Annotated in this window: 21 protein-coding genes; 16 read left to right on the plus strand and 5 right to left on the minus strand. The window is 67.7% G+C overall.

The genetic code is table 11. From position 1 onward, the window contains the following. Window positions 1–79: 79 nt before the first annotated feature. Entirely contained in the window at window positions 80–1,060 is a 981-nt protein-coding gene (locus tag E5S69_RS21365; protein ID WP_171516622.1) for a fumarylacetoacetate hydrolase family protein, read from the minus strand. A gap of 51 nt (window positions 1,061–1,111) precedes the next feature. After that, complete coding sequence (locus tag E5S69_RS21370; protein WP_171516623.1) at window positions 1,112–2,110, minus strand: Bug family tripartite tricarboxylate transporter substrate binding protein; 999 nt, start codon at window positions 2,108–2,110, stop codon at window positions 1,112–1,114. Between the two features lie 168 nt (window positions 2,111–2,278). On the opposite strand from E5S69_RS21370, the gene E5S69_RS21375 reads away from it, so the two are divergent. From E5S69_RS21375 to E5S69_RS21390, 4 genes are all read left to right on the plus strand, one after another. After that, window positions 2,279–3,112, plus strand: coding sequence for an IclR family transcriptional regulator (locus E5S69_RS21375; protein ID WP_171516624.1), 834 nt, complete (start codon window positions 2,279–2,281; stop codon window positions 3,110–3,112). A 58-nt stretch (window positions 3,113–3,170) separates the two neighbouring features. Next, window positions 3,171–4,178 carry a DUF3108 domain-containing protein gene (locus tag E5S69_RS21380; RefSeq protein ID WP_336510608.1) on the plus strand — a complete coding sequence of 336 codons (1,008 nt, stop codon included), beginning with the start codon at window positions 3,171–3,173 and terminating at the stop codon, window positions 4,176–4,178. Between the two features lie 54 nt (window positions 4,179–4,232). Then, complete coding sequence (gene pcaD, locus E5S69_RS21385) at window positions 4,233–5,075, plus strand: 3-oxoadipate enol-lactonase (RefSeq protein ID WP_171516625.1); 843 nt, start codon at window positions 4,233–4,235, stop codon at window positions 5,073–5,075. 226 nt (window positions 5,076–5,301) lie between these two features. Next, a complete protein-coding gene (locus E5S69_RS21390; RefSeq protein ID WP_012351433.1) occupies window positions 5,302–5,559 on the plus strand; it encodes a BTH_I0359 family protein in 258 nt (85 codons plus the stop codon). Between the two features lie 105 nt (window positions 5,560–5,664). Here E5S69_RS21390 and E5S69_RS21395 read toward each other — a convergent pair whose 3' ends face one another. Then, on the minus strand, window positions 5,665–6,057 hold the full coding sequence (locus tag E5S69_RS21395; protein ID WP_171516626.1) for a rhodanese-like domain-containing protein: 393 nt from the start codon (window positions 6,055–6,057) through the stop codon (window positions 5,665–5,667). A gap of 195 nt (window positions 6,058–6,252) precedes the next feature. On the opposite strand from E5S69_RS21395, the gene E5S69_RS21400 reads away from it, so the two are divergent. The 5 genes from E5S69_RS21400 to E5S69_RS21420 all read left to right on the plus strand — a co-directional run bounded on the left by E5S69_RS21400 (window position 6,253) and on the right by E5S69_RS21420 (window position 12,210). Next, the gene (locus E5S69_RS21400; protein ID WP_171516627.1) at window positions 6,253–7,314 is read left to right on the plus strand and encodes a homocysteine S-methyltransferase family protein; all 1,062 of its coding nucleotides are present in this window, start codon (window positions 6,253–6,255) and stop codon (window positions 7,312–7,314) included. A 19-nt stretch (window positions 7,315–7,333) separates the two neighbouring features. After that, window positions 7,334–10,081 (plus strand): methionine synthase, encoded by a 2,748-nt coding sequence (metH, locus tag E5S69_RS21405; protein ID WP_171516628.1) that lies wholly within the window; start codon window positions 7,334–7,336, stop codon window positions 10,079–10,081. Between the two features lie 263 nt (window positions 10,082–10,344). Then, window positions 10,345–10,806: a hypothetical protein gene (locus tag E5S69_RS21410; RefSeq protein WP_171516629.1), complete on the plus strand. Its 462-nt coding sequence runs from the start codon at window positions 10,345–10,347 to the stop codon at window positions 10,804–10,806. Window positions 10,807–11,115: 309 nt separating this feature from the next. Beyond that, entirely contained in the window at window positions 11,116–11,748 is a 633-nt protein-coding gene (locus tag E5S69_RS21415) for a response regulator (RefSeq protein WP_171516630.1), read from the plus strand. A 54-nt stretch (window positions 11,749–11,802) separates the two neighbouring features. After that, entirely contained in the window at window positions 11,803–12,210 is a 408-nt protein-coding gene (locus tag E5S69_RS21420; protein ID WP_171516631.1) for a response regulator, read from the plus strand. A gap of 44 nt (window positions 12,211–12,254) precedes the next feature. Here E5S69_RS21420 and E5S69_RS21425 read toward each other — a convergent pair whose 3' ends face one another. Beyond that, window positions 12,255–13,676, minus strand: a complete 1,422-nt coding sequence (locus tag E5S69_RS21425; RefSeq protein WP_171516632.1) for a CHASE3 domain-containing protein — start codon at window positions 13,674–13,676, stop codon at window positions 12,255–12,257. 331 nt (window positions 13,677–14,007) lie between these two features. On the opposite strand from E5S69_RS21425, the gene E5S69_RS21430 reads away from it, so the two are divergent. Further along, window positions 14,008–14,175, plus strand: coding sequence for a DUF1328 domain-containing protein (locus tag E5S69_RS21430; protein WP_010812883.1), 168 nt, complete (start codon window positions 14,008–14,010; stop codon window positions 14,173–14,175). Window positions 14,176–14,227: 52 nt separating this feature from the next. Continuing rightward, window positions 14,228–14,656, plus strand: coding sequence for a DUF883 family protein (locus tag E5S69_RS21435; protein ID WP_171516633.1), 429 nt, complete (start codon window positions 14,228–14,230; stop codon window positions 14,654–14,656). A 180-nt stretch (window positions 14,657–14,836) separates the two neighbouring features. On the opposite strand, the gene E5S69_RS21440 is transcribed toward E5S69_RS21435, so the two are convergent. After that, a complete protein-coding gene (locus E5S69_RS21440) occupies window positions 14,837–15,160 on the minus strand; it encodes a DUF1840 domain-containing protein (protein WP_171516634.1) in 324 nt (107 codons plus the stop codon). Window positions 15,161–15,439: 279 nt separating this feature from the next. Here E5S69_RS21440 and argS point away from each other — a divergent pair, with 279 nt between their 5' ends. The 5 genes from argS (at window position 15,440) to E5S69_RS21465 (ending at window position 20,628) form a co-directional block, all read left to right on the plus strand. Beyond that, a complete protein-coding gene (gene argS / locus E5S69_RS21445; RefSeq protein WP_171516635.1) occupies window positions 15,440–17,227 on the plus strand; it encodes an arginine--tRNA ligase in 1,788 nt (595 codons plus the stop codon). 124 nt (window positions 17,228–17,351) lie between these two features. Continuing rightward, window positions 17,352–18,068 carry an SPOR domain-containing protein gene (locus E5S69_RS21450; protein WP_171516636.1) on the plus strand — a complete coding sequence of 239 codons (717 nt, stop codon included), beginning with the start codon at window positions 17,352–17,354 and terminating at the stop codon, window positions 18,066–18,068. A 136-nt stretch (window positions 18,069–18,204) separates the two neighbouring features. After that, a complete protein-coding gene (locus tag E5S69_RS21455; RefSeq protein WP_171516637.1) occupies window positions 18,205–18,840 on the plus strand; it encodes a thiol:disulfide interchange protein DsbA/DsbL in 636 nt (211 codons plus the stop codon). A 133-nt stretch (window positions 18,841–18,973) separates the two neighbouring features. Beyond that, window positions 18,974–19,795 (plus strand): SDR family oxidoreductase, encoded by an 822-nt coding sequence (locus tag E5S69_RS21460; protein WP_171516638.1) that lies wholly within the window; start codon window positions 18,974–18,976, stop codon window positions 19,793–19,795. A gap of 2 nt (window positions 19,796–19,797) precedes the next feature. Further along, complete coding sequence (locus tag E5S69_RS21465; RefSeq protein WP_171516639.1) at window positions 19,798–20,628, plus strand: helical backbone metal receptor; 831 nt, start codon at window positions 19,798–19,800, stop codon at window positions 20,626–20,628. Window positions 20,629–20,633 lie beyond the last annotated feature (5 nt).

Here is a 20,633-nt window from a genome sequence, read left to right on the forward strand (position 1 = left end):
GGTTAATTTGCCAACCGATCGGTCGGTTAATTATATGCAGATCCGGCGCGCCGCCGCATCGCGCGGCCCCCGGCCTTGCTCAGGCAGGCGCCACCAGCTGGTCGATCGCGCCGAAGACCGAATGGCCCTGCGCGTCGAACATCTCGATCTTGACCGCGTCGCCGAACTTCATGAACTCGGTCACCGGCTTGCCTTCGTCGATGGTCTCGAGCATGCGCTTCTCGGCGATGCAGCAGTAGCCCTTCTTGCGGTCGACGTTGGAGATCGTGCCCGAGCCGACGATGCTGCCGGCGCGCACGTTGCGGGTCTTGCAGATATGCGCGATCAGCTGGCCGAAGTCGAACACCATGTCGGTGCCGCAATCGGGCTGGCCCACCTTCTTGCTGTTCCAGTGGACCGTCATCGGCAGGTGGACCTTGCACTCGCGCCAGGCCTCGCCCAGCTCGTCGGGGGTCACCGCCACCGGCGAGAACGCGGTCGCCGGCTTGCTCTGGAAGAAGCCGAAGCCCTTGCCCAGTTCGGCCGGGATCAGGTTGCGCAGCGAGACATCGTTGGCCAGCAGCACCAGCCGGATGGCCTCGCCGGCCTGTTCCGGCGTGGCGCCCATCTTCACGTCGCCGGTGATCACCGCCACCTCGGCCTCGAAGTCGATGCCGAAGGCCTCGCTGGCGCAGACGATGTCGTCGTGCGGGCCCAGGAAGTCGTCGGAGCCGCCCTGGTACATCAGCGGGTCGGTCCAGAACTCGGGCGGCATCTCGGCGCCGCGCGCCTTGCGCACCAGCTCGACGTGGTTGACATAGGCCGAGCCGTCGGCCCACTGGTAGGCGCGCGGCAGCGGCGCCATGCAGTCTTTCGGCGCGAACGGGAACGGATGCCGCGCGCGGCCGCCGTTGAGCGCGTCGTACAGGTCCTGCAGTTGCGGCGCGTAGAACTGCCAGTCGTCGAGCACGGTCTGCAGCTTGCCAGCGATGTCGGTGGCGGTGTGCGCGGTCTTCAGGTCGCGCGACACGACCACCAGCTGGCCGTCGCGCGAACCGTCCTTCAGGGTTGCGAGTTTCATGGATCGGGTACGGAAGTTCAGGGGCGCCGGCCGGGGCGGGCGCAATGGCCGCTAGTCTACCGTGATGCCCTTGGCCTTGATCAGCTTGCCCCAGCGTTCGGCTTCGGCGCGCGCGTAGCTGGCGAACTCGTCGGGCGTGCTGTAGACCGCTTCCACGCCAACGCCTTCCAGCTTCTTCTGCACCTCGGGCGTCTTCAGCGCCTTGACCAGCTCGGCATTCAGCCGCGTGACCACCGCCTTGGGCGTGCCGGCCGGCGCCACCATGCCTTGCCAGGCGTAGGCCTCAAAGCCAGCCACGCCACCTTCGGCCACGGTCGGCACGCTCGGCAGCACGGTGAGGCGCTTGGGCGTGGCCACGCCCAGCGCGCGCAGTTTGCCGGCTTGCACGTTCTGCTGGCCCGAGGCCAGGTCCAGGAACATCAGGTCGACCTGGCCCGCCAGCAGGTCCTGCACCGCGGGCGCGGCGCCCTTGTAGGGCACGTGCGTCATCTTGACCCGGGTCTGGTCCATGAACAGTTCCATCGCCAGGTGGTGCGGGCTGCCGGCGCCGGGCGAGGCAAAGTTGACCTTGCCCGGGTTCTTCTGCGCGTATTCGATCACTTCCTTGAGCGTGCGCGCGGGGAAGTTGGGCGTGGCCACCAGCACCAGCGGAAAGCGCGCCAGCTGGCCGATGTAGACGAAGTCCTTGTCGGCGTTGTATGGCAGCTTCTTGTACAGCGACGGATTGGCGGCCAGCGTGGCGGTATCGGCGGTCAGCACGGTGTAGCCGTCGGGTTTGGCATGCGCCACGGCGTCGGCGCCGACGATGGTGGCGGCGCCCGGCCGGTTGTCGATCACCACCTGCTTGCCCAGCCCCGGCGTGATGGCCTGGGCCACGGTGCGCGCCACCACGTCGGTGCCGCCGCCGGCAGGGTAGGGCACCACCCAGCGGATCGGCTGCGACGGCCAGTCATCGGCGTGCGCGGAGGCGCTGGCCGCAAACAGGAGGCCGAACAGGGAAGCGGCCGTCAGGGCGGCGCAAGCTGTGCGGAAGTAGCCAGAGGGGCGCATCGGTTGTCTCCGTGATAAAAAGGGCCCGGCTCGGGCGGGCTTGCACGCAAGCGTTGCGCCGGCCAGGTCTGTTGCGAAGAAAGTCTACCGATCGCTTAAAAATTGGTAAATCGATTTCGCTATAGTAAATTTACCTACGATTTGTCCCGCCCCCCGGCAACCATCCGCATGTCAGAGATCGAAGAAGAAGACGCCAAGCTGCGTTCCGGCATCCAGTCCATCGAGGTGGGTTTCAGGCTGCTGCAGGCGCTGGCGGCATCGCCGCGCGCGATGATGTTGCGCGACCTCGCCGCCGCCGCGGACATGAACCCGGCCAAGGCGCACCGCTACCTGGTCAGCTTCATGCGGCTGGGCGCGGTGGCGCAGGATCCCGTCAGCGGACGCTATGACCTGGGTCCGTTCGCGCTGCAACTGGGGCTGGCCGGGCTGAACCGCCTCGATCCGGTCAAGAAGGCGCGCCCGATTTTGTCCCAGCTGCGCGACGACCTCGACCTGACCGCCGGCATCGCCGTGTGGGGCAACCACGGTCCCACCGTGGTGCACTGGGAGGAGTCCAGCCACCCGGTCACGGTCAGCCTGCGCCTGGGCGATGTCATGCCGATGCTGAACTCGGCCACCGGCCGCCTCTACGGTGCCTACCTGCCGCGCAAGCAGACGCTGCCGCTGATCGAGCGCGAGCTGGGCGCGCGCGGCCATGACGGCGTGCCCGACATGCCGCGCACCCTGGCCGACTACGACGCGATCTGCGCCGAGGTGCGCGCGCACGGCGCCGCGCGCACGCTCGGCGGCGTGCTGCCGGGCATCAACGCGTTCTCGATGCCGGTGTTCGACGCCAACGGGCATCTCGCCATGGGGCTGATCGTGCTGGGCGCGCAAAGCATATTCGATGCAGAATGGGGCGGTACGATGGATTGCCGCGTACGCGCCATCGCCCAACAGCTCTCATCGGAACTCGGCTACCTTGGTGCCGCCACCCCGGCCGGACAGACCGGCCACCCCTAGTCCCCACGCCCGTCGCGGCGCGGATCCCCGCGTCTGGCGCCGGCGCCGCTGGATCTTCGTGATTGCGCTGGTGCTGCTGGTCCACCTGCTGGCAGTGGTGGGGCTGGTGCGCATGCCAGGGCCGCTGATCCCGGTCGATGTCAGCAACACCCCCACGCTGGAAGCCGTGCTGCTGCCGCCGCCAGCGCCGCCGGCCCCGCCCAAGCCGCGGCCGGTCGCGCGGCCGGCGCGGCCCCAGCCTCAGCCCAGGCCTGCGGCTCCCGTCCCCCGACCCGAGCCGCAGGAAGCGCCCCCCGCGCCGGCGCTCGCCACCAGCCCGCAAGGCCCGTCAGAGATGGTCGCCGGCAGCGGCGGCGAGGGCAGCGCGGCCAGGCCCGCTGCCGCTGTGCCCGCGCCATCCGGCGGCCCGCAGGGCGGCGTCGATGGCCTGCGCTACAACGCGCCGCCGTCGGCAACCATGCACTACGCCAGTTTCGTCAACGGCGTGCAGAACCCCGACGGCCTGATCCGCTGGGAGCAGGACGGCGGCCGTTACCGTCTCGCCGTCGAAACCCGCGTGCTGTGGTTCCGCTTTGCCTTCCAGAGCAGCGGCGCGATGGCCGAGCAGGGCCTGCTGCCCGAGCGCTATGAAGAGCGCCGCCGCAACAAGGTCGAGGCCACGCGCATCGACGCCGCAGCGGGCACCGTGGCCTTCGCCTCGGGCGCGCAGGCGCCTTTCCCGTCCGGCGCTCAGGACCGCTTCAGTGTCTTCCTGCAACTGGTGGGCCTGGTCCGCGGCAACCCACAGCGCTATGCCTCGCCCGGTGTGACGGAAACGTTCCAGGTTGCCGACACCCGGGATGTGGAACCGATGCAAGTGCAGTATGTTGGAGAGGACGAGATCGACACCGGCCAGGGCGCGGTGCGGGCCAAGCACTTTGTCCGGCTGCCGCGCCGCGCCAACGACCGGCGCCGCGTCGAGGTCTGGCTGGCCCAGTCACTCGGCTGGATGCCGGTACGGTTGCGCCAGACAGAGCCCGACGGCACCCAGATAGACCTGGTGTACCGCGGCAAGGAAGGACCGTAGCGCTGCCGGCTTTGCACATTCCCATGCATGCTTGACCCACAAGGAGTCCCAGCCATGACCGTTGCCACGCCACCCACCGAAACCCGCCGCATCCACGCCGATGGTGCTGATTTGCACGTGCGTGTGGACGGCGTCGACGGGCCATGGGTGATCCTGACCCACGCCCTGGCCGCCGACCATACCTTGTGGGACACCACCGCCCGCCACCTGGCGGGACACTACCGCGTGGTGCGCCCGGACTTGCGCGGCCACGGCGCCAGCGATGCCCCGCTCGGCCCTTACACCATGACGCGGCTGGCCGACGACGTGGTCGCGGTGATGGACGCGCTGCAGGTGCCGCAGGCGCATTTCTGCGGGATCTCGGTGGGCGGGATGATCGGGCAGAGCATGGGACTGCGCCATCCGGAGCGGCTGCTGTCGCTGGCGCTGGTAGCCACCAACAGCCAGACGCCGATGGAAGCCCACCCGATGTGGCACAACCGCATCGGCCAGGCCGAGGCGCACGGCATGGCAGGACTGGCCGACGCCACCCTGGGCCGCTGGCTGACGCCTGCGTTCCACGCATCACATCCGGACGAGGTGTTGCGCATCCGCAACATGCTGGTGGCGACCCCGGTACGTGGCTACGTGGGTGTGGCCGAGGCCATCATGGCTTTTGACCTCGCGGGCGCGCTTTCCCGCATTCATTGTCCTACGCTGGTAGTAGCGGGCGAGCAGGACCAGGGTGCTACCGTGGCGATGGCGCAGAGCATTGCCGCGGCAATCGCCGGGTCCCGGCTCGAGGTCGTGCCGCAAGCGGCGCACCTGGTGCACGTGGAGCAGCCTGAACGCTTCCACGCCGTGCTGGACGCCTTCCTGGGGAGCGCCGCATGCGGGGGCCAGTGCGACGTTCCGTGACAAGCAACACACTGATGTTCCCGGCTCAAGAAACTTGTTGCATTGGCCGATGCCCAATTCATGTAAGGCAGAAAATCGTGGCAACGTGGTGACAGGCACGCAATAACTTGATTTCCCGCCGGTCACCCCAAGTTTGGAGGTAAAGCCGCGGCGCCCCCTCATGGCATTAACTGAGGCAAGAACCACAAGGGCGAGCCGCCCATCCATGACGCCCAGGAGGTGTGCCATGCAAATGATCTACAACAGCGACAACTACTGCATCGTCGAGTTCGGTGCGGATGTCGAGCAAGCGCCGCTTGAGTTCGGGGGCTACGAAATCGTCGACAAGAACCTGAAGCGCGAGATTTTCCTCGGTGGCCAGCTCGCCGAGAGCTTCCGCGCGGACGTGAAGCGGTTGATCGAAAGCGAGCCATCGGTGGAGGAAGTCGATGACTTCCTCGGCAAGTTCGACAACGTGATGACGCATCCGCTGGTGATGCACTGAGCGGCAACGCCGGGTCGGCGCCTCGAGCCGCCGCGCTGCCCGGTTTCGCGACGAGGATCCTGCCCGCTTCGGCGGGCTTTTGTTTTTGCGGCCCGGCGGCGCGCTTCAGTACTGCTCCCAGGGCAGTCCGTCGTGGCGCCAGCCGTTGAGCGTATTGCGGTGGCGCTCGGCATCGAGGTCGCCCTCGAAGCCGTGCAGCACATACTGGACGTTGGAGAACCCCGCCCCTTCCAGCGCGCGCGCCGCCGCCGAGGAGCGGTTGCCGCTGCGGCAGATCAGCAGCACCGGCCGCGCCGAGGCCTGCCCGGCGAGCTTCTTCACCATCTGCACGAAATGCGGGTTGACCTCCCAGTCCGGACCGTCGTTCCAGGGCACGTTGTGCGCGCCCTTCGGATGGCCGACGAACAGGTATTCCATCTCGCTGCGGCAGTCGATGAACAGGGTCTCGGGCGATTGCGCCAGCAAATCGTGGGCGTCGGTGGGGGCAAGGTGTTGCATGGTCGGAGGGGAATGCGGCACGGCGGACGGTGACGTTTACGTCTCTCAGTGTAGGCGCCGGAGCGGGCGGCAGGCAACCGAAGGCGGCCGCAAGGCCTTGATACACCTGATAAAATCGCACTTCTTTGGCCGCCATCGGCCACCGCGGCCTACCGTCGAAGCTCCGCCGGCCCCGCCTTTCCAGAGTTCCCCGCCATGAGTGCCCCTGAATCCACCGCGGCCGCGCCGCGCCCCTATACCCGGGCAGCCGTCCTGCCCCGGCTGCTGCAAGAACGCATCCTGATCCTCGATGGCGCCATGGGCACCATGATCCAGCGCTACAAGCTGTCCGAGGCGGACTACCGCGGCACGCGCTTCACGGAACACAAGGTGGACGTCAAGGGCAACAACGAGCTGCTGGTGCTGACACGCCCGCAAGTCATCAGCGAGATCCACGAGCAATACCTGGCCGCCGGCGCCGACCTGATCGAGACCAATACCTTCGGCGCCACGCGCGTGGCGCAGGAAGACTACAAGATGGCCGAGCTGGCGTACGAGATGAATGTCGAGGCCGCGCGCCTGGCACGCGCCGCCTGCGACAAGTACAGCACGCCCGACAAGCCGCGCTTTGTCGCCGGCGCGTTCGGCCCCACGCCCAAGACCGCCAGCATCTCGCCCGACGTGAACGACCCGGGCGCGCGCAACGTGACCTTCGAAGAGCTGCGCGAGTCCTACTACGAGCAGGGCAAGGCTTTGCTCGAAGGCGGTGCCGACGTGTTCCTGGTCGAGACCATCTTCGACACGCTCAATGCCAAGGCCGCGCTGTTCGCCATCGACCAGCTGTTCGAGGACACCGGCGAACGCGTGCCGGTGATGATCTCCGGCACCGTCACCGACGCCTCGGGCCGCATCCTGTCCGGCCAGACCGTCGAGGCGTTCTGGAACAGCCTGCGCCACGCGCGGCCGGTCACGTTCGGGCTGAACTGCGCGCTCGGCGCGACGCTGATGCGCCCGTATATCGCCGAGCTGGCCAAGATCTGCGATGCCGCGGTGTCGTGCTACCCGAACGCGGGTTTGCCCAACCCGATGAGCGATACGGGCTTCGATGAAACCCCGGAGGTCACCTCGTCGCTGGTGGAAGAGTTCGCCGCCTCCGGGCTGGTGAACCTGGTAGGCGGCTGCTGCGGCACCACCCCCGAGCACATCGCCGCCATCGCCCAGCGCGTGGCCGACAAGAAACCCCGCACCTGGCCCGGCCAGTACCGCGACGCCGCCTGAGCCCGAGAGCCCCCAGAACATGAGCGATAACAAACTGCCCCCGCGCCCGATGCGCCTGTCCGGCCTCGAGCCCTTCACCATCGACGACGACACGCTGTTCGTCAACGTCGGCGAACGCACCAACGTGACCGGCTCCAAGGCCTTCGCGCGCATGATCCTGAACGGCCAGTTCGACGAGGCGCTGGCGGTGGCGCGCCAGCAGGTCGAGAACGGCGCGCAGATCATCGACATCAACATGGACGAGGCCATGCTGGACTCGAAGGCCGCGATGGTTCGCTTCCTGAACCTGATCGCCTCCGAGCCCGACATCGCGCGCGTGCCGATCATGCTGGACTCGTCCAAGTGGGAAGTGATCGAGGCGGGCCTGCAGTGCGTGCAGGGCAAGCCGGTGGTGAACTCGATCTCGCTGAAGGAAGGCGAGGAACAGTTCCGCCACCATGCCGAGCTGATCCGCCGCTACGGCGCGGCCAGCGTAGTGATGGCTTTCGACGAGAAGGGCCAGGCCGATACCTTCGCGCGCAAGACCGAAATCTGCAAGCGCAGCTACGACATCCTGGTGAACGAAGTCGGTTTTCCGCCGGAAGACATCATCTTCGACCCGAACATCTTCGCGGTCGCGACCGGCATCGAAGAGCACAACAACTACGCGGTCGACTTCATCGAGGCCACGCGCTGGATCAAGCAGAACCTGCCGTATGCCAAGGTCAGCGGCGGCGTGTCCAACGTGTCGTTCTCGTTCCGCGGCAACGACGTGGTGCGCGAGGCGATCCACACCGTGTTCCTGTACCACGCCATCGGCGCGGGCATGGACATGGGCATCGTCAACGCCGGCCAGCTCGGCGTGTATGACCAGCTCGATCCCGAGCTGCGCGAGCGCGTGGAAGACGTGGTGCTCAACCGCCGCGAAGACTCCACCGACCGCTTGCTGGAAATCGCCGACCGCTACAAGGGCGGCGGCGCGAAGAAGGAAGAGAACCTGGCCTGGCGCGGCACGCCCGAGCAGCCGGTGCCGGTGGGCGAGCGCCTGGCGCACGCGCTCGTGCACGGCATCACCACCTTTATCGTCGAGGACACCGAGGAAGTCCGCCAGCAGGTGGCGGCGCGTGGCGGCCGTCCGATCGAGGTGATCGAAGGCCCGCTGATGGACGGCATGAACATCGTCGGCGACCTGTTCGGCGCCGGCAAGATGTTCCTGCCGCAAGTGGTCAAGAGCGCGCGCGTGATGAAGCAGGCGGTGGCGCACCTGCTGCCCTTCATCGAGGAAGAGAAGCGCCTGCTGGCCGAGGCCGGCGGCGAGGTCAAGGCGCGCGGCAAGATCGTGATCGCCACGGTCAAGGGCGACGTGCACGACATCGGCAAGAACATCGTGTCGGTGGTGCTCCAGTGCAATAACTTCGAAGTGGTCAACATGGGCGTGATGGTCCCGTGCAACGAGATCCTGGCCAAGGCCAAGGTCGAGGGCGCGGACATCGTCGGCCTGTCCGGGCTGATCACGCCGTCGCTCGAAGAAATGGCCTACGTCGCGTCGGAGATGCAGCGCGACGACTACTTCCGCGTGAAGAAGATCCCGCTGCTGATCGGCGGCGCGACGACGTCGCGGGTCCATACCGCGGTCAAGATCGCACCGAACTACGAAGGCCCGGTGGTCTACGTGCCGGATGCCTCGCGTTCGGTCAGCGTGGCGTCGAGCCTGCTGTCCGACGAAGGGGCGGCGCGCTACCTGGACGAGCTCAAGTCCGACTACGACCGCATCCGCACCCAGCACGCCAACAAGAAGGCCACGCCGATGGTGACGCTGGCGCAGGCGCGCGCCAACAAGACGCCGATCGACTGGAGCGGGTACGTGCCGCCGAAGCCCAAGTTCATCGGCCGCCGCGTGTTCCGCAACTATGACCTGGCCGAGCTGGCCCACTACATCGACTGGGGCCCGTTCTTCCAGACCTGGGACCTGGCCGGCAAATTCCCCGACATCCTCAACGACGAGATCGTCGGCGAGTCGGCGCGCAGGGTGTTCTCGGACGGCAAGGCGATGCTGTCGCGGCTGATCCAGGGCCGCTGGCTCAACGCCAACGGCGTGATTGCATTGCTGCCGGCCAATACCGTCAACGACGACGATATCGAGATCTACACCGACGAGACCCGCAGCAAGGTGGCGCTGACCTGGCACAACCTGCGCCAGCAAAGCGAGCGCCCGGTGGTGGACGGCGTGCGCCGTCCCAACCGTTGCCTGGCGGACTTCGTCGCACCGAAGGACAGCGGCATCGCCGACTATGTCGGCCTGTTTGCCGTGACGGCGGGCCTGGGCGTGGACAAGAAGGAGGCGCAGTTCGAGGCCGACCACGACGACTACAGCGCGATCATGCTGAAGGCGCTGGCCGACCGCCTCGCCGAGGGCTTCGCCGAATGCCTGCATGAGCGCGTGCGCAAGGACCTGTGGGGCTATGACGCCGCCGAGACGCTGAGCAACGAGGAACTGATCGCCGAGAAATACCGCGGCATTCGTCCCGCGCCCGGCTATCCGGCCTGCCCGGAGCACACCGTCAAGGGGCCAATGTTCGAATACCTCGACGCGGCCGAGATCGGCATGGGTATTACCGAGTCGCTGGCGATGACGCCGGCGGCCTCGGTCAGCGGCTTCTACCTCGCGCATCCCGCGTCGACCTACTTCACCATCGGCAAGATCGGCCAGGACCAGCTCGATGACATGGCGGCACGCCGCCACGAAGACCGCGCCGCGGTGGCGCGAGCGCTCGCGCCCAACCTGTAACCGGGTGCGACGCCAGCGCGGCAGCGGCGGTGGCGGCGCCCCGCTGCCAGCCCGTTGATGCGTCAGGGAAAAGCGTCGCGCACGGCCCGCACGCCGCGGCTCAAGCGGCGAGGGCGGCGCCTCACAACTCCTTACAGAGCCTTTCAACTGCTCACAGACCGGCGCAGTGCGGCTCCCTAGACTGAGGGCTCGATACACGCAAACACCAGCGTGATCACCGCGGCGAATGTTTCGCCGTGGGGCATCCTGAAAGGAGTCTGTCCATGAAGAAACTGCTGCTCTCCCTGTCCGTCGTGTCGATCGCCGCCGCTTCCTCGCTGGCCATGGCCCAGGGCACCGGCGTTGGCGTTGGCACCAAAGCCGATGTTGGTGCCTCGGTGACCACGCCTTCGCCCGCTGCGGCGGCGCAGGGTGGCCTGAATGCCGTCGGCAGCGCCACGACAGGTGCCGCGGGCGCGGCCGAGAAGGGCCTGTCGACCGCCGGCGCGGCGACCGACAAGGGCCTGTCGGCAGCGGGCACGGCGGCTGACAAGGGCCTGTCGACCGCAGGCGCGGCAGTCGACAAGGGCGCCGGCACTGCCGCCGACGCCACCGGCTCGGCCAAGGCAGACGCCGGCACCAAGGCCAAGCACGGCAAGCACGCCGCCAAGTCGACCAAGAAATCGAAGGCCGACGCCAGCGTGGACGTGAGCGCGGGGGCTGAAGCCGGCGCCAAGGCCCAGTAAGCACCGGGCAGTCGCTTGCAGTACTAGCCACAGCCACTGCCGGTGGCGGCCGCGCCGGGCTCCCTCCAGGGACGTTCATGGGCCTGACGCGCCGCAGCAAAGCGGGACGGATCTGATCCGTCCCGCTTTGCTTTAGCGCGCGGTCACAATCCGCACCGAAGCGGTCCCGCCGCCACGGCGCATTGTCAGCCTGACACCGACAGCCCGCGCCCGCGCCCGGCACTACAATGACAACATCGCAAGCGGTTCCGCCTGCACCCGACGTGCACCGGGCCGAAGTGCCGGTCCGTTCAACCCGTGGAGCCCCACATGATCCGCGTCCTGATCGCCGACGACCACGAGATTGTGCGTGCCGGGCTGCGTCAGTTTATTTCCGAAGAACCCGATATCCAGGTGACCGGCGAGGCCGGCAGTGGCGATGAAGTCATGGCGCGGTTGCGCGATGCCGACTTCGACGTGCTGGTGCTGGACATTTCCATGCCGGACCGCAACGGCATCGACGTGCTGAAGCTGATCCGGCAGCGCAAGCCCGATTTGCCGGTACTGATCCTGTCGACGTATCCGGAAGACCAGTATGCAATCAACCTGATCCGTGCCGGCGCGTCCGGCTACCTGACCAAGGAAAGCGCGCCGGACGACCTCGTCAAGGCGATCCGCACGGTCGCGCAGGGCCGCCGCTACGTGAGCGCAACGGTGGCCGACCTGCTGATCGGCGGGCTCGACAAGCCGACCGAGCAGCCAGTGCACCAGATGCTGTCCGAGCGCGAATTCCAGATCTTCTGCAAGCTGTCGCGCGGGCAATCGGTGTCGGTGATCGCCGACGAGCTGTTCCTCAGCGTCAAGACCGTCAGCACTTACCGTTCGCGCATCCTGGAGAAAATGGGCATGAAGACCAACGCCGACCTGACCTATTACGCGATCAAGAACGGCCTGGTGGAATAGCAGTTCAATCGCGGCCCGAGCGGGCCGCCCCGGAAGGGACCCGCAATACAAAATATGTCGGAGCAGGATTCGAACACTTCCTACCGGGCGCTGAACGTGCTGCTGATTGAAGATTCGGCGGTCCTGCGTGGCATGCTGCTCGAATACCTGAAGGATTTCCCGTTCGTCGAGAACGTTGACTGGGCCGACACCGAAGCCATGGCGTTGCGCCTGCTTGGCGCCGGCAAGTACGACGTGGCGATCGTCGATCTGCAGCTGCGCCAGGGCAACGGCATCAATGTGCTGCGCGCCATGCAGCGCGACGACAACGGCACGGTCCGCATCGTCTATACCAACCATGCCCAGCTCGAGATGTACCGGCGCCAGTGCGCCGAGGCGGGCGCCGACTACTTCTTCGACAAATCCCTGGAGCTGGAGCAGGTGTTCCGCGTGATCGAGGAACACGCCGGGCCCCAGCCATGACGACAGCGCGTCGCTGACGCGTCCGCGCCGATTCCGTGGCCCTGTCAGGCGCGTGCCGGCTCGGGGCTCTCCGGACGCTCCGGGCTCTCCGGCTCTTCCGCCGGCGCCAGCACTGACGCGGTCAGCGGTACCTCGATCCGGACCCGCACCCCGGCATCCGGCGACGAATCGATCTGCATGCTGCCGCCGAGCGCGGTGACACGCTGCTCCATCCCCAGCAGGCCGTGGTGGCCGGCGGTGCTGCCGGGGTCGAAGTCCGGCGGCAAGCCCTTGCCGTCGTCGCGCACGGTCAGCGTCAGCAGCTCACCCTGGCACGCCAGCGACACGTCGACGTGCCTGGCCTCCGAGTACTTGCTGGCATTGGTCAGCGATTCCTGCACGATCCGGTACAGCGCGATCGCGGCTTCGTCGCGCAGTGCGGGCAGGTCTTCGGGCACGCTGACCTGGGTACCCCAGTTGTTGCGCGCGCCGACTTCCTCGACCAGCTGGCACACCGCCGCGCGCAGCCCCAGGTTGAGCAGCACGGTGGGGCGCAGGTCTTCGATCAGGCGGCGCTTGATCTGGATGCCCTGGTCCACGTGCAGCATCACGCGCGTCAGGCGCTCGGCCGCCAGGGGGTGGTCCGCCTGGACCTTGCGCCGCACCCAATGCAGGTCCAGCTTGATCGCGGTCAGGATCGCGCCCAGTTCGTCATGCAGTTCGCGCGCGAGCCGCGTCTTCTCGTCTTCGGTCACGCGCTGCAGGTGGGCCGCCAGTGCCGACAGCTGGCGCGTGCGCGCGCGCACCTTGCGGTCCAGCCGCACGCTTTCCTCTTCCAGCTGCGAGCGCACCGCCTCGGCCATCGACAGCCGCTTGGCGTGGCCGATGCCGACGGCCATCAGCAGGATGATGTTGATGGCGGTGAGCAGGCCGATGCCGTAACGCGACAGCTGCACGTCGTTCTCGGCGCCTTCGAGCCGGTGCGAGACCGCGCCGGCCTCGCGCGCCTGCAGCTGGTCGAGCCCGCGGCGGGCGTTGTCCATGGTCTGCTTGCCGTAGTCGGTGCGGATCAGGTCCAGCGCCACTTCCAGGTCACGCTTGCCATACACCAGGGTCAGCGCCATTTCGTTGAGCTTGCTGTTGACCAGCTTGGAGGTGTCGCCGAACTGCTTCAGGCCCTCCGGGTCATTGGCGTAGCCGGCGCGGATCTGCGCCATCAGTTCGGCAATGCGGGGCAGCGCCTTGTAGTAGGGCTCCAGGTAGCTTTCCTTGCCGGTCAGCAGGAAGCCGCGCTGGCCGGCCTCCGCATTGACCAGCTCGCCGTTGAGCGCGGCCAGCTCGGTCTGCAGGCGCTGCGAGCGGATCACGTCGGTATAGCTTTCGCGCAGGCGGATATTGCCGGTTTCCGACGCCACCAGCACTGCCAGGGTCAGCAGGATGCCGCCCGCGAGCAACAGCGTGTGAGGTAGAAATGACTGCTTGAACATGGGGCAATTCCTATCGTGAAGGCGCGCTCGCCCGCCGCGGCGCCAGGGAGCGCCCATGGAATCACATCGACCGCCATGGGTCAACCCGAAGCCCGGCATCCAGGTCCCTTTAGCGCCTGTACAGCTTCCGGCGCGCGCGCAATGCGCACGCCGGCGTGGCGCCGGACCCGTGTTGTAGGACTCGGCTGACAGCGGAATCGGCTGCCTGTCGGTATTGGCACGAAGCGTGGCTTTCTACGATGAGGCTATGAGCTTGCACCCCTTGGCGCAAGCCCTCACATGGGCCCAGCCAGTGCGCCTGGCCTGGTCCGAAATCTTCGGGAGCCTAGCCATGCTGCAATATGCACTCGTATTTTTCGTCATCGCCCTGATCGCCGCGATCTTCGGCTTCGGCGGGATTGCCGCCGGTGCCGTCGAAATCGCCAAGATCCTGTTCTTCATCTTCCTGGTCGTGGCGCTGGTCGCCGCGGTGATGGGCCTCGTCCGCAGGGGCCGATGAATCCGGCGCACGCCGACTTCACCCCCTCGCCGACCGAACCTGAGGAGACCGTATGCTGACGCAGAACCCCAAAGTCCGGAAGGAACTGAACCACCTGTCCGACAGTGCCGACAGTGCGATTCGCCATATCAAGCACGCTGCGCGCGATACGCGCGAGGCAGCGGCGCCGGTCTCGAGCGAAGTCAAGTCGCTGATTTCGCAACTCGAGCACACCATCCAGGTGCTGGCACGGGAGGGCTCTGCCGAGAGCCTGCAAGCCGGCCAGCGCTTGCGTGAACGCGCCAGCGACATGGCGCATCGCCTGCGCGCCCAGACCACTGACGGCATGATGCGCGCGCGCGAGCGTGTGGATGGTGCGGTGGTGCAGGCCCAGCACCGCGTGGCCGAGTCCCCGTTGAAGGCGGTGGCGCTGGCCGCGGCGGTCGGCGCGGTGATCGGGCTGCTGCTGGCTAGTGGCCGGCACCATGCCGATGAGGAATAGCCGCTCGGGCTAGAACCCCAGCCCTGCTGCGCACCGCCTGGTTGGCCAGGCGGCTGCGCCAGAATTCCCCCCTTTCCGGAACCCTCGTCCGGAAGCCCGGCCCCAATTGGGGTGCCGGGTGTTTTTTTATCCGCCAGCGCTCGACCGGCGCCGCCTCGCGCGGCGCCCGGCCGGGACGGCTCAGACCCCCCACAGCACATTGGCCCCTTCGCGCTGCGAAGCGCGCAGCATGTCGAGGAACGGATAGGCCCGCTGGCCCAGATGCAGCGGTTCTTCCTCTTGCTCGTCGGCGTCGGGGCGGGCCTCGACGGCGGCGTCGGCCGGATGCGCGCGGCGCGCATCGGCCACGGCCGCTTCGAGCCTGTGGATCGCGTGCGGCAGTTCTTCGACGGTGATCACCCCCCGTTCCCCGAGATGCTTGCCGATGATGCCCAGCAGCGTCACGGCCAGATCCTTCATCATGATCAGGTCCTGCGCGGCGTGGGATTTGAAGGTGATCAGCATGATGGTTTTTCCTTTCACGGAGATGCGGTGGGCGGCGTCCCCGGGGCGGGATGCCGCGCCGGTGCGGGCACGGTGTGGGGCGGCCGCCGGACCGGATTGTGGTCCGTGGCCGTCCTTGGGCATGATGTCAGCATAGCACCTGATAAAATTGCGCGTTCCCGATTCCCATGCCTGTCACGCGGCGCGGCGTTGATCCGCCGTCACTTGCCGTAGTCCAGGCACCCGGCGCGGCCCGCAGGGACCGCGCCTGAATACCAGCCCACAGGGCTTCCGACATCCATGCTGCCTGTTCAGACCTCCAATCTTGCCGCCGCGTTCACCGATGCCGTGCGCGCACTCGCCCCGGCCGATGCCGCCTTGCCCGCCGTCACCTTCGAGCGGCCCAAGGCGGCCGCCCATGGCGACCTGGCCTGCAATGTCGCCATGCAGGTCGCGCGCGCGCTCAAGAGCAATCCGCGCGAGCTGGCGCAGCGCATTGTCGCCGCGGTTAAGGCCGATGCGCGCGCGCAAGGCCTGGTCGCGGCCATGGAGATCGCCGGCCCCGGCTTCATCAACCTGCGCCTGACCCCGGCCGCCAAGGCCGACGTGCTGCGCGCGGTGCTGGCCGAGGGCGACCACTACGGCGCGCGCGAGCGCGGCGTGCACGGCCAGGTGCTGGTCGAATTCGTCTCGGCCAACCCGACCGGTCCGCTGCACGTCGGCCACGGCCGCCAGGCGGCGCTGGGCGACGCGCTCGCCAACCTGCTGTCGTGGCAGGGCTGGCACGTGCACCGCGAGTTCTACTACAACGACGCCGGCGTGCAGATCCAGACCCTGGCGCTGTCGGTGCAGGCGCGCGCGCGCGGCCTGAAGCCGGGCGATGCCAGCTGGCCCGAGGCCGCCTACAACGGCGACTACATCGCCGATATCGCCGCCGACTTCCTCGCCGGCAAGACCGTCAGCGCTTCGGACGGCGAGCCGGTAACCGCGTCGGGCAACGTCGAAGACATCGACTCGATCCGCAAGTTTGCCGTGACCTACCTGCGCAACGAGCAGGACATCGACCTGCAGGCCTTCGGCGTCAAGTTCGACCGCTATTACCTGGAGTCGTCGCTGTACAGCGACGGCCGCGTCGACGCCGCGGTGCAGTCGCTGATCGGGAAGGGCAAGACCTACGAGAGCGAGGGCGCGCTGTGGCTGCGCACCACCGACGACGGCGACGACAAGGACCGCGTGATGAAGAAGAGCGACGGCACCTATACGTACTTCGTGCCGGACGTGGCCTACCACACCACCAAGTGGGAGCGCGGCTTCACCAAGGTCATCAACGTGCAGGGCAGCGACCACCACGGCACCATCGCGCGCGTGCGCGCCGGCCTGCAGGGCCTGGACATGGGCATCCCGCAGGGCTACCCCGACTACGTGCTGCACAAGATGGTGACCGTGATGAAGAACGGCGAGGAGGTCAAGATCTCCAAGCGCGCCGGCTCCTACGTTACCGTGCGCGACCTGATCGAATGGTCCAACGGCGGCGATGAAACCATCCGCGGCTGCCTGGACGCCGGCGTGGCCGACTGGCCCGCGCACTTCACCCGCGGCCGCGATGCGGTGCGCTTCTTCCTGCTGTCGCGCAAGGCCGATACCGAATTCGTGTTCGACGTCGACCTTGCACTCAAGCAGAACGACGAGAACCCGGTGTACTACGTCCAGTATGCCCATGCCCGCATCTGCTCGATCTTCGAGTCGTGGGGCGGCGCGGACTGGGAAGCCCGGCTGGCCGAGCTGGCCGGCGCCGACCTGTCCGCCGTGACCGGCGCCGAAGCCAGCGCGCAGGCGCAGGCGCTGGGACGTCGCCTGGCCGAGTTCCCGGACATGCTGTCGGCCGCCGCGGCCGAACTGGCGCCGCACGCGGTGGCGTTCTACCTGCGCGACCTGGCCGGCGACTTCCACGCCTTCTACAATGCCGACCGCGTGCTGGTCGACGACGAAGCCGTCAAGCGCGCGCGCCTGGCGCTGCTGGCGGCCACGCGCCAGGTGCTGCGCAACGGCCTGGCGGTGATCGGGGTGTCCGCCCCGCGTCGCATGTAAGCAGGCTGCCGGCGCCCGGTCCGGGCCGCCGGGCGACGCACGGGGCCAGCTGGCCCCGGGGACGATCCGGTGCGGCCGGCGGCGGCACTGGCTCTATAATCCCGGCATCACCGAAGAGGACTTCATGCAACAGCAACGCAAGCGCGCTTCGCGCAATGTTCGCCGCAGCCAGCAACGCGGCGGTACGTTCCTGGGCCTGGTGCTCGGGCTGATCGTCGGGCTGGCCATCGCCGTGGTGGTCGCCCTGTACATCACCAAGTCGCCGACTCCGTTCCAGCAGAAGAACGCCCCGCGGCCGAGCGAGCCCGGCAACGTCACCAGCCAGCTGCCGGCACCGGCCCAGCGCGCCGACGAGGGGCCGAGCGATCCGAACAAGCCGCTGTGGAGCAAGACCCCGGCCAAGCCGGTGGGCCCGGCGCCGGAGCCGGAGCCCCGGCAGAACGGCCAGCCGCCGGTGGCGGCCACCCGCCCGGCGGAGAAGCCGCTGGACCGTCCGGTGGAAAAGCCAGTGGAAAAGCCGGCTGACAAGCCGCTCGCGAGCAAGCCGGCCGAAAAGCCGGTGTCCGACCCGATTGCCGAAATCGCCCAGGCCGACGCCCACAAGGTGGGCTACCTGTTGCAGGTGGGCGCGTTCCGCTCGTCGGACGACGCCGACCGCCAGAAGGCCAACCTGGCGATGCAGGGCTTCGAGGCCCGCATCACCGAGCGCGACGTCAATGGGGTCAAGATGTACCGGGTGCGCCTGGGGCCGTTCAACCGCATCGAAGACATGAACAAGGCACGCGACCGGTTGCAGTCGTCCGGCTTCGAGGCCTCGGTGATCCGCTTCACCAAGCAGTAGGCGAGCCGCTTAATTTCCGGTAACCGCCGCAACACCGCAGCAACACGTTCCCGCCAGGCGCGGCGGGCACTTCGATGAACCGGGTGCCACCGCCGCTGTCATACGCTCATCGTCCAAACCGCAAGGCCGTTCCAAGATGAAAAAACTCGCCGCACTGTTCGCCATGTTTGCCGCCGTGGGCGGCCTGCTGATGTCCGCCCCGTCCCAGGCGGCACCCACCGAAGGCAAGGAGTACCAGGTCCTGAAGACGCCCCAGCCGGTCGCGGCGGGCAAGATCGAGGTAACCGAGTTCTTCTGGTATGGCTGCCCGCACTGCTACGACTTCGAGCCGGACCTGGAGGCCTGGGTCAAGAAGCAGGGCGGCAATGTGGTGTTCAAGCGCGTGCCGGTCGCCTTCCGCGACGACCTGCTGCCGCACACCAAGATCTTCTACGCGCTGGAAGCCATCGGCAAGCTCGACGCCATGCACACCAAGGTCTTCAACGCGATCCACGTGGACCGCAAGCGCCTGACCGACCCCAACGAGATTGCCGATTTCATGGCCAAGAACGGCGTCGACCGCAAGGCCTTCCTGGACGCATACAACTCGTTCACGGTGACGACCAATTCGCAGCGCGCCAACAAGATCGCCGACGCCTACAAGGTTGACGGCGTGCCGACCGTGGTGGTGCAGGGCAAGTACGTGACCTCGCCTTCCATCGCCGGCAACAAGCAGGGTGCGATCCAGACCATGGATTACCTGGTGGAGCAGGTGAAGGCGAAGAAGCTTTGACTGGTTGAGGGTTTGCTCCACTCTCCCGCGAGCGGGAGAGGGAGTACCCAGGCAGTATGTCAAACGCCTGTGGCAAGCCAAACGGCTGGTATCCTGTACCAGCCGTTTTTCATTTCCCACTGCCTTCGCTTTCATGCGCCCCCTCAAAGTCTTTCTCACCGGTGCCTCCAGCGGCCTGGGCCAGGCGCTCGCGCGCGAATACGCCGCGCAGGGCGCCATCCTCGGCCTGGTCGCCCGCCGCGAGGAAGCGCTGCGCGAGTTCGTGGCAACGTTGCCCAACCCGGGCGCGGTGCGGGTCTATGGCGCCGACGTGCGCGATGCCGACGCGATGGCGCGCGCAGCGGAGGACTTTCTCGGCCATTTCGGCTGTCCCGATGTGGTGATCGCCAATGCCGGCGTTTCGGTTGGCACGGTGGCGAGCGAGCGCGAGGACCTGGACGCGTTCCGCCAGGTCATGGACACCAACTGGTTCGGCGTGCTGACCACCTTCCAGCCCTTCCTGCACGCAATGCAGGCGCGCGAGCCCGGCCATTTCGGCCGGCGCGGCACGCTGGTGGGCATTGCCAGCGTCGCCGGCGTGCGCGGGCTGCCGGGCGCGGGGGCCTACAGCGCTTCCAAGTCGGCGGTGATCAAGCTGCTGGAAAGCCTGCGGCTGGAGCAGCGCCGGCACGGCATCGGCGTGGTCACGATCGCGCCGGGCTATATCCGCACGCCGATGACCGCGCACAACCCGTACCGCATGCCGTTCCTGACCGATGCCGACGTTTTCGCGCGCAAGGCCGTGCGCGTGATCGCGGCGGGCCGGCGCTTCCGCGTGATCCCGTGGCCGATGGGCGTGGTGGCGGCGCTGCTGCACGTGATGCCGCGCTGGCTGTACGACGCGCTCGCCGCGGGCGCGCCGCGCAAGCCGCGCCGTGCCGACCCGCGCAGTGCAGAGCCGCCCCTGGAGCCCTGACCATGTGGCGCGACGCCATCGGCCAGCAGCATGCCGCCGCCACTGGCGTGGTGCGGATCGCCTCGCTGGTGCCGTCGGTGACCGAGTTGCTGTTCGCGCTCGGGATGGCGCGGCAGATGGTGGCGCGCACCGGCTTCTGCATCCACCCGGAACCGGCCGTGCGCGCGCTGCCCAAGGTGGGCGGCACCAAGGACGTGAACGTAGCGCGCCTGCGCCAGCTGGCGCCCACGCACGTGGTGGTCAATATCGACGAGAACCGGCGCGAGACGGTGGACGAGATCCGCAGCTTCGTGCCCAACGTGATCGTCACCCATCCGTGCGCGCCGGAGGACAATTTCGGGCTGTACCGGCTGCTGGGCGGCATCTTCGGCTGCCATGCCGAGGCCGAGGCGCTGTGCACGGCGCTGCAGCTGCAGCTGGATGCGATCCGCGTGCGGCCATGGCCGGCACGCCGCGTGCTGTACGCGATCTGGCAAGACCCGTGGATGACGGTGTCGCGCGACACCTATATCAGTCGCATGCTGGCGCTGGCCAACTGGCGGACCTGGCCTGGCGGCAACGACCTGCAGGCCTGCGCGGGAGGCGACTGCAGCCGGCCCAATGCGCCCGGCGAGCGCTATCCCACCTTCCGCTGGAGCGACGCGCTGGTGCGCGAGCTTGACCTGGTGCTGCTGTCGACCGAGCCCTACCGCTTTACCGAAGACCACGCCGATGCGCTCGAGCGCCAGCTCGGCAAGCCGGTGCTGCTGGTCGACGGCGAGATGCTGTCCTGGTACGGCAGCCGCGCCGTCGACGGGGTGCGCTACCTGGCGGCGCTGGCAGCCGCCAACTGAGGCAG

The organism is Cupriavidus necator (genome assembly GCF_013141915.1).
In the GTDB taxonomy this organism is placed as follows: Bacteria; Pseudomonadota; Gammaproteobacteria; order Burkholderiales; family Burkholderiaceae; genus Cupriavidus; species Cupriavidus necator_B.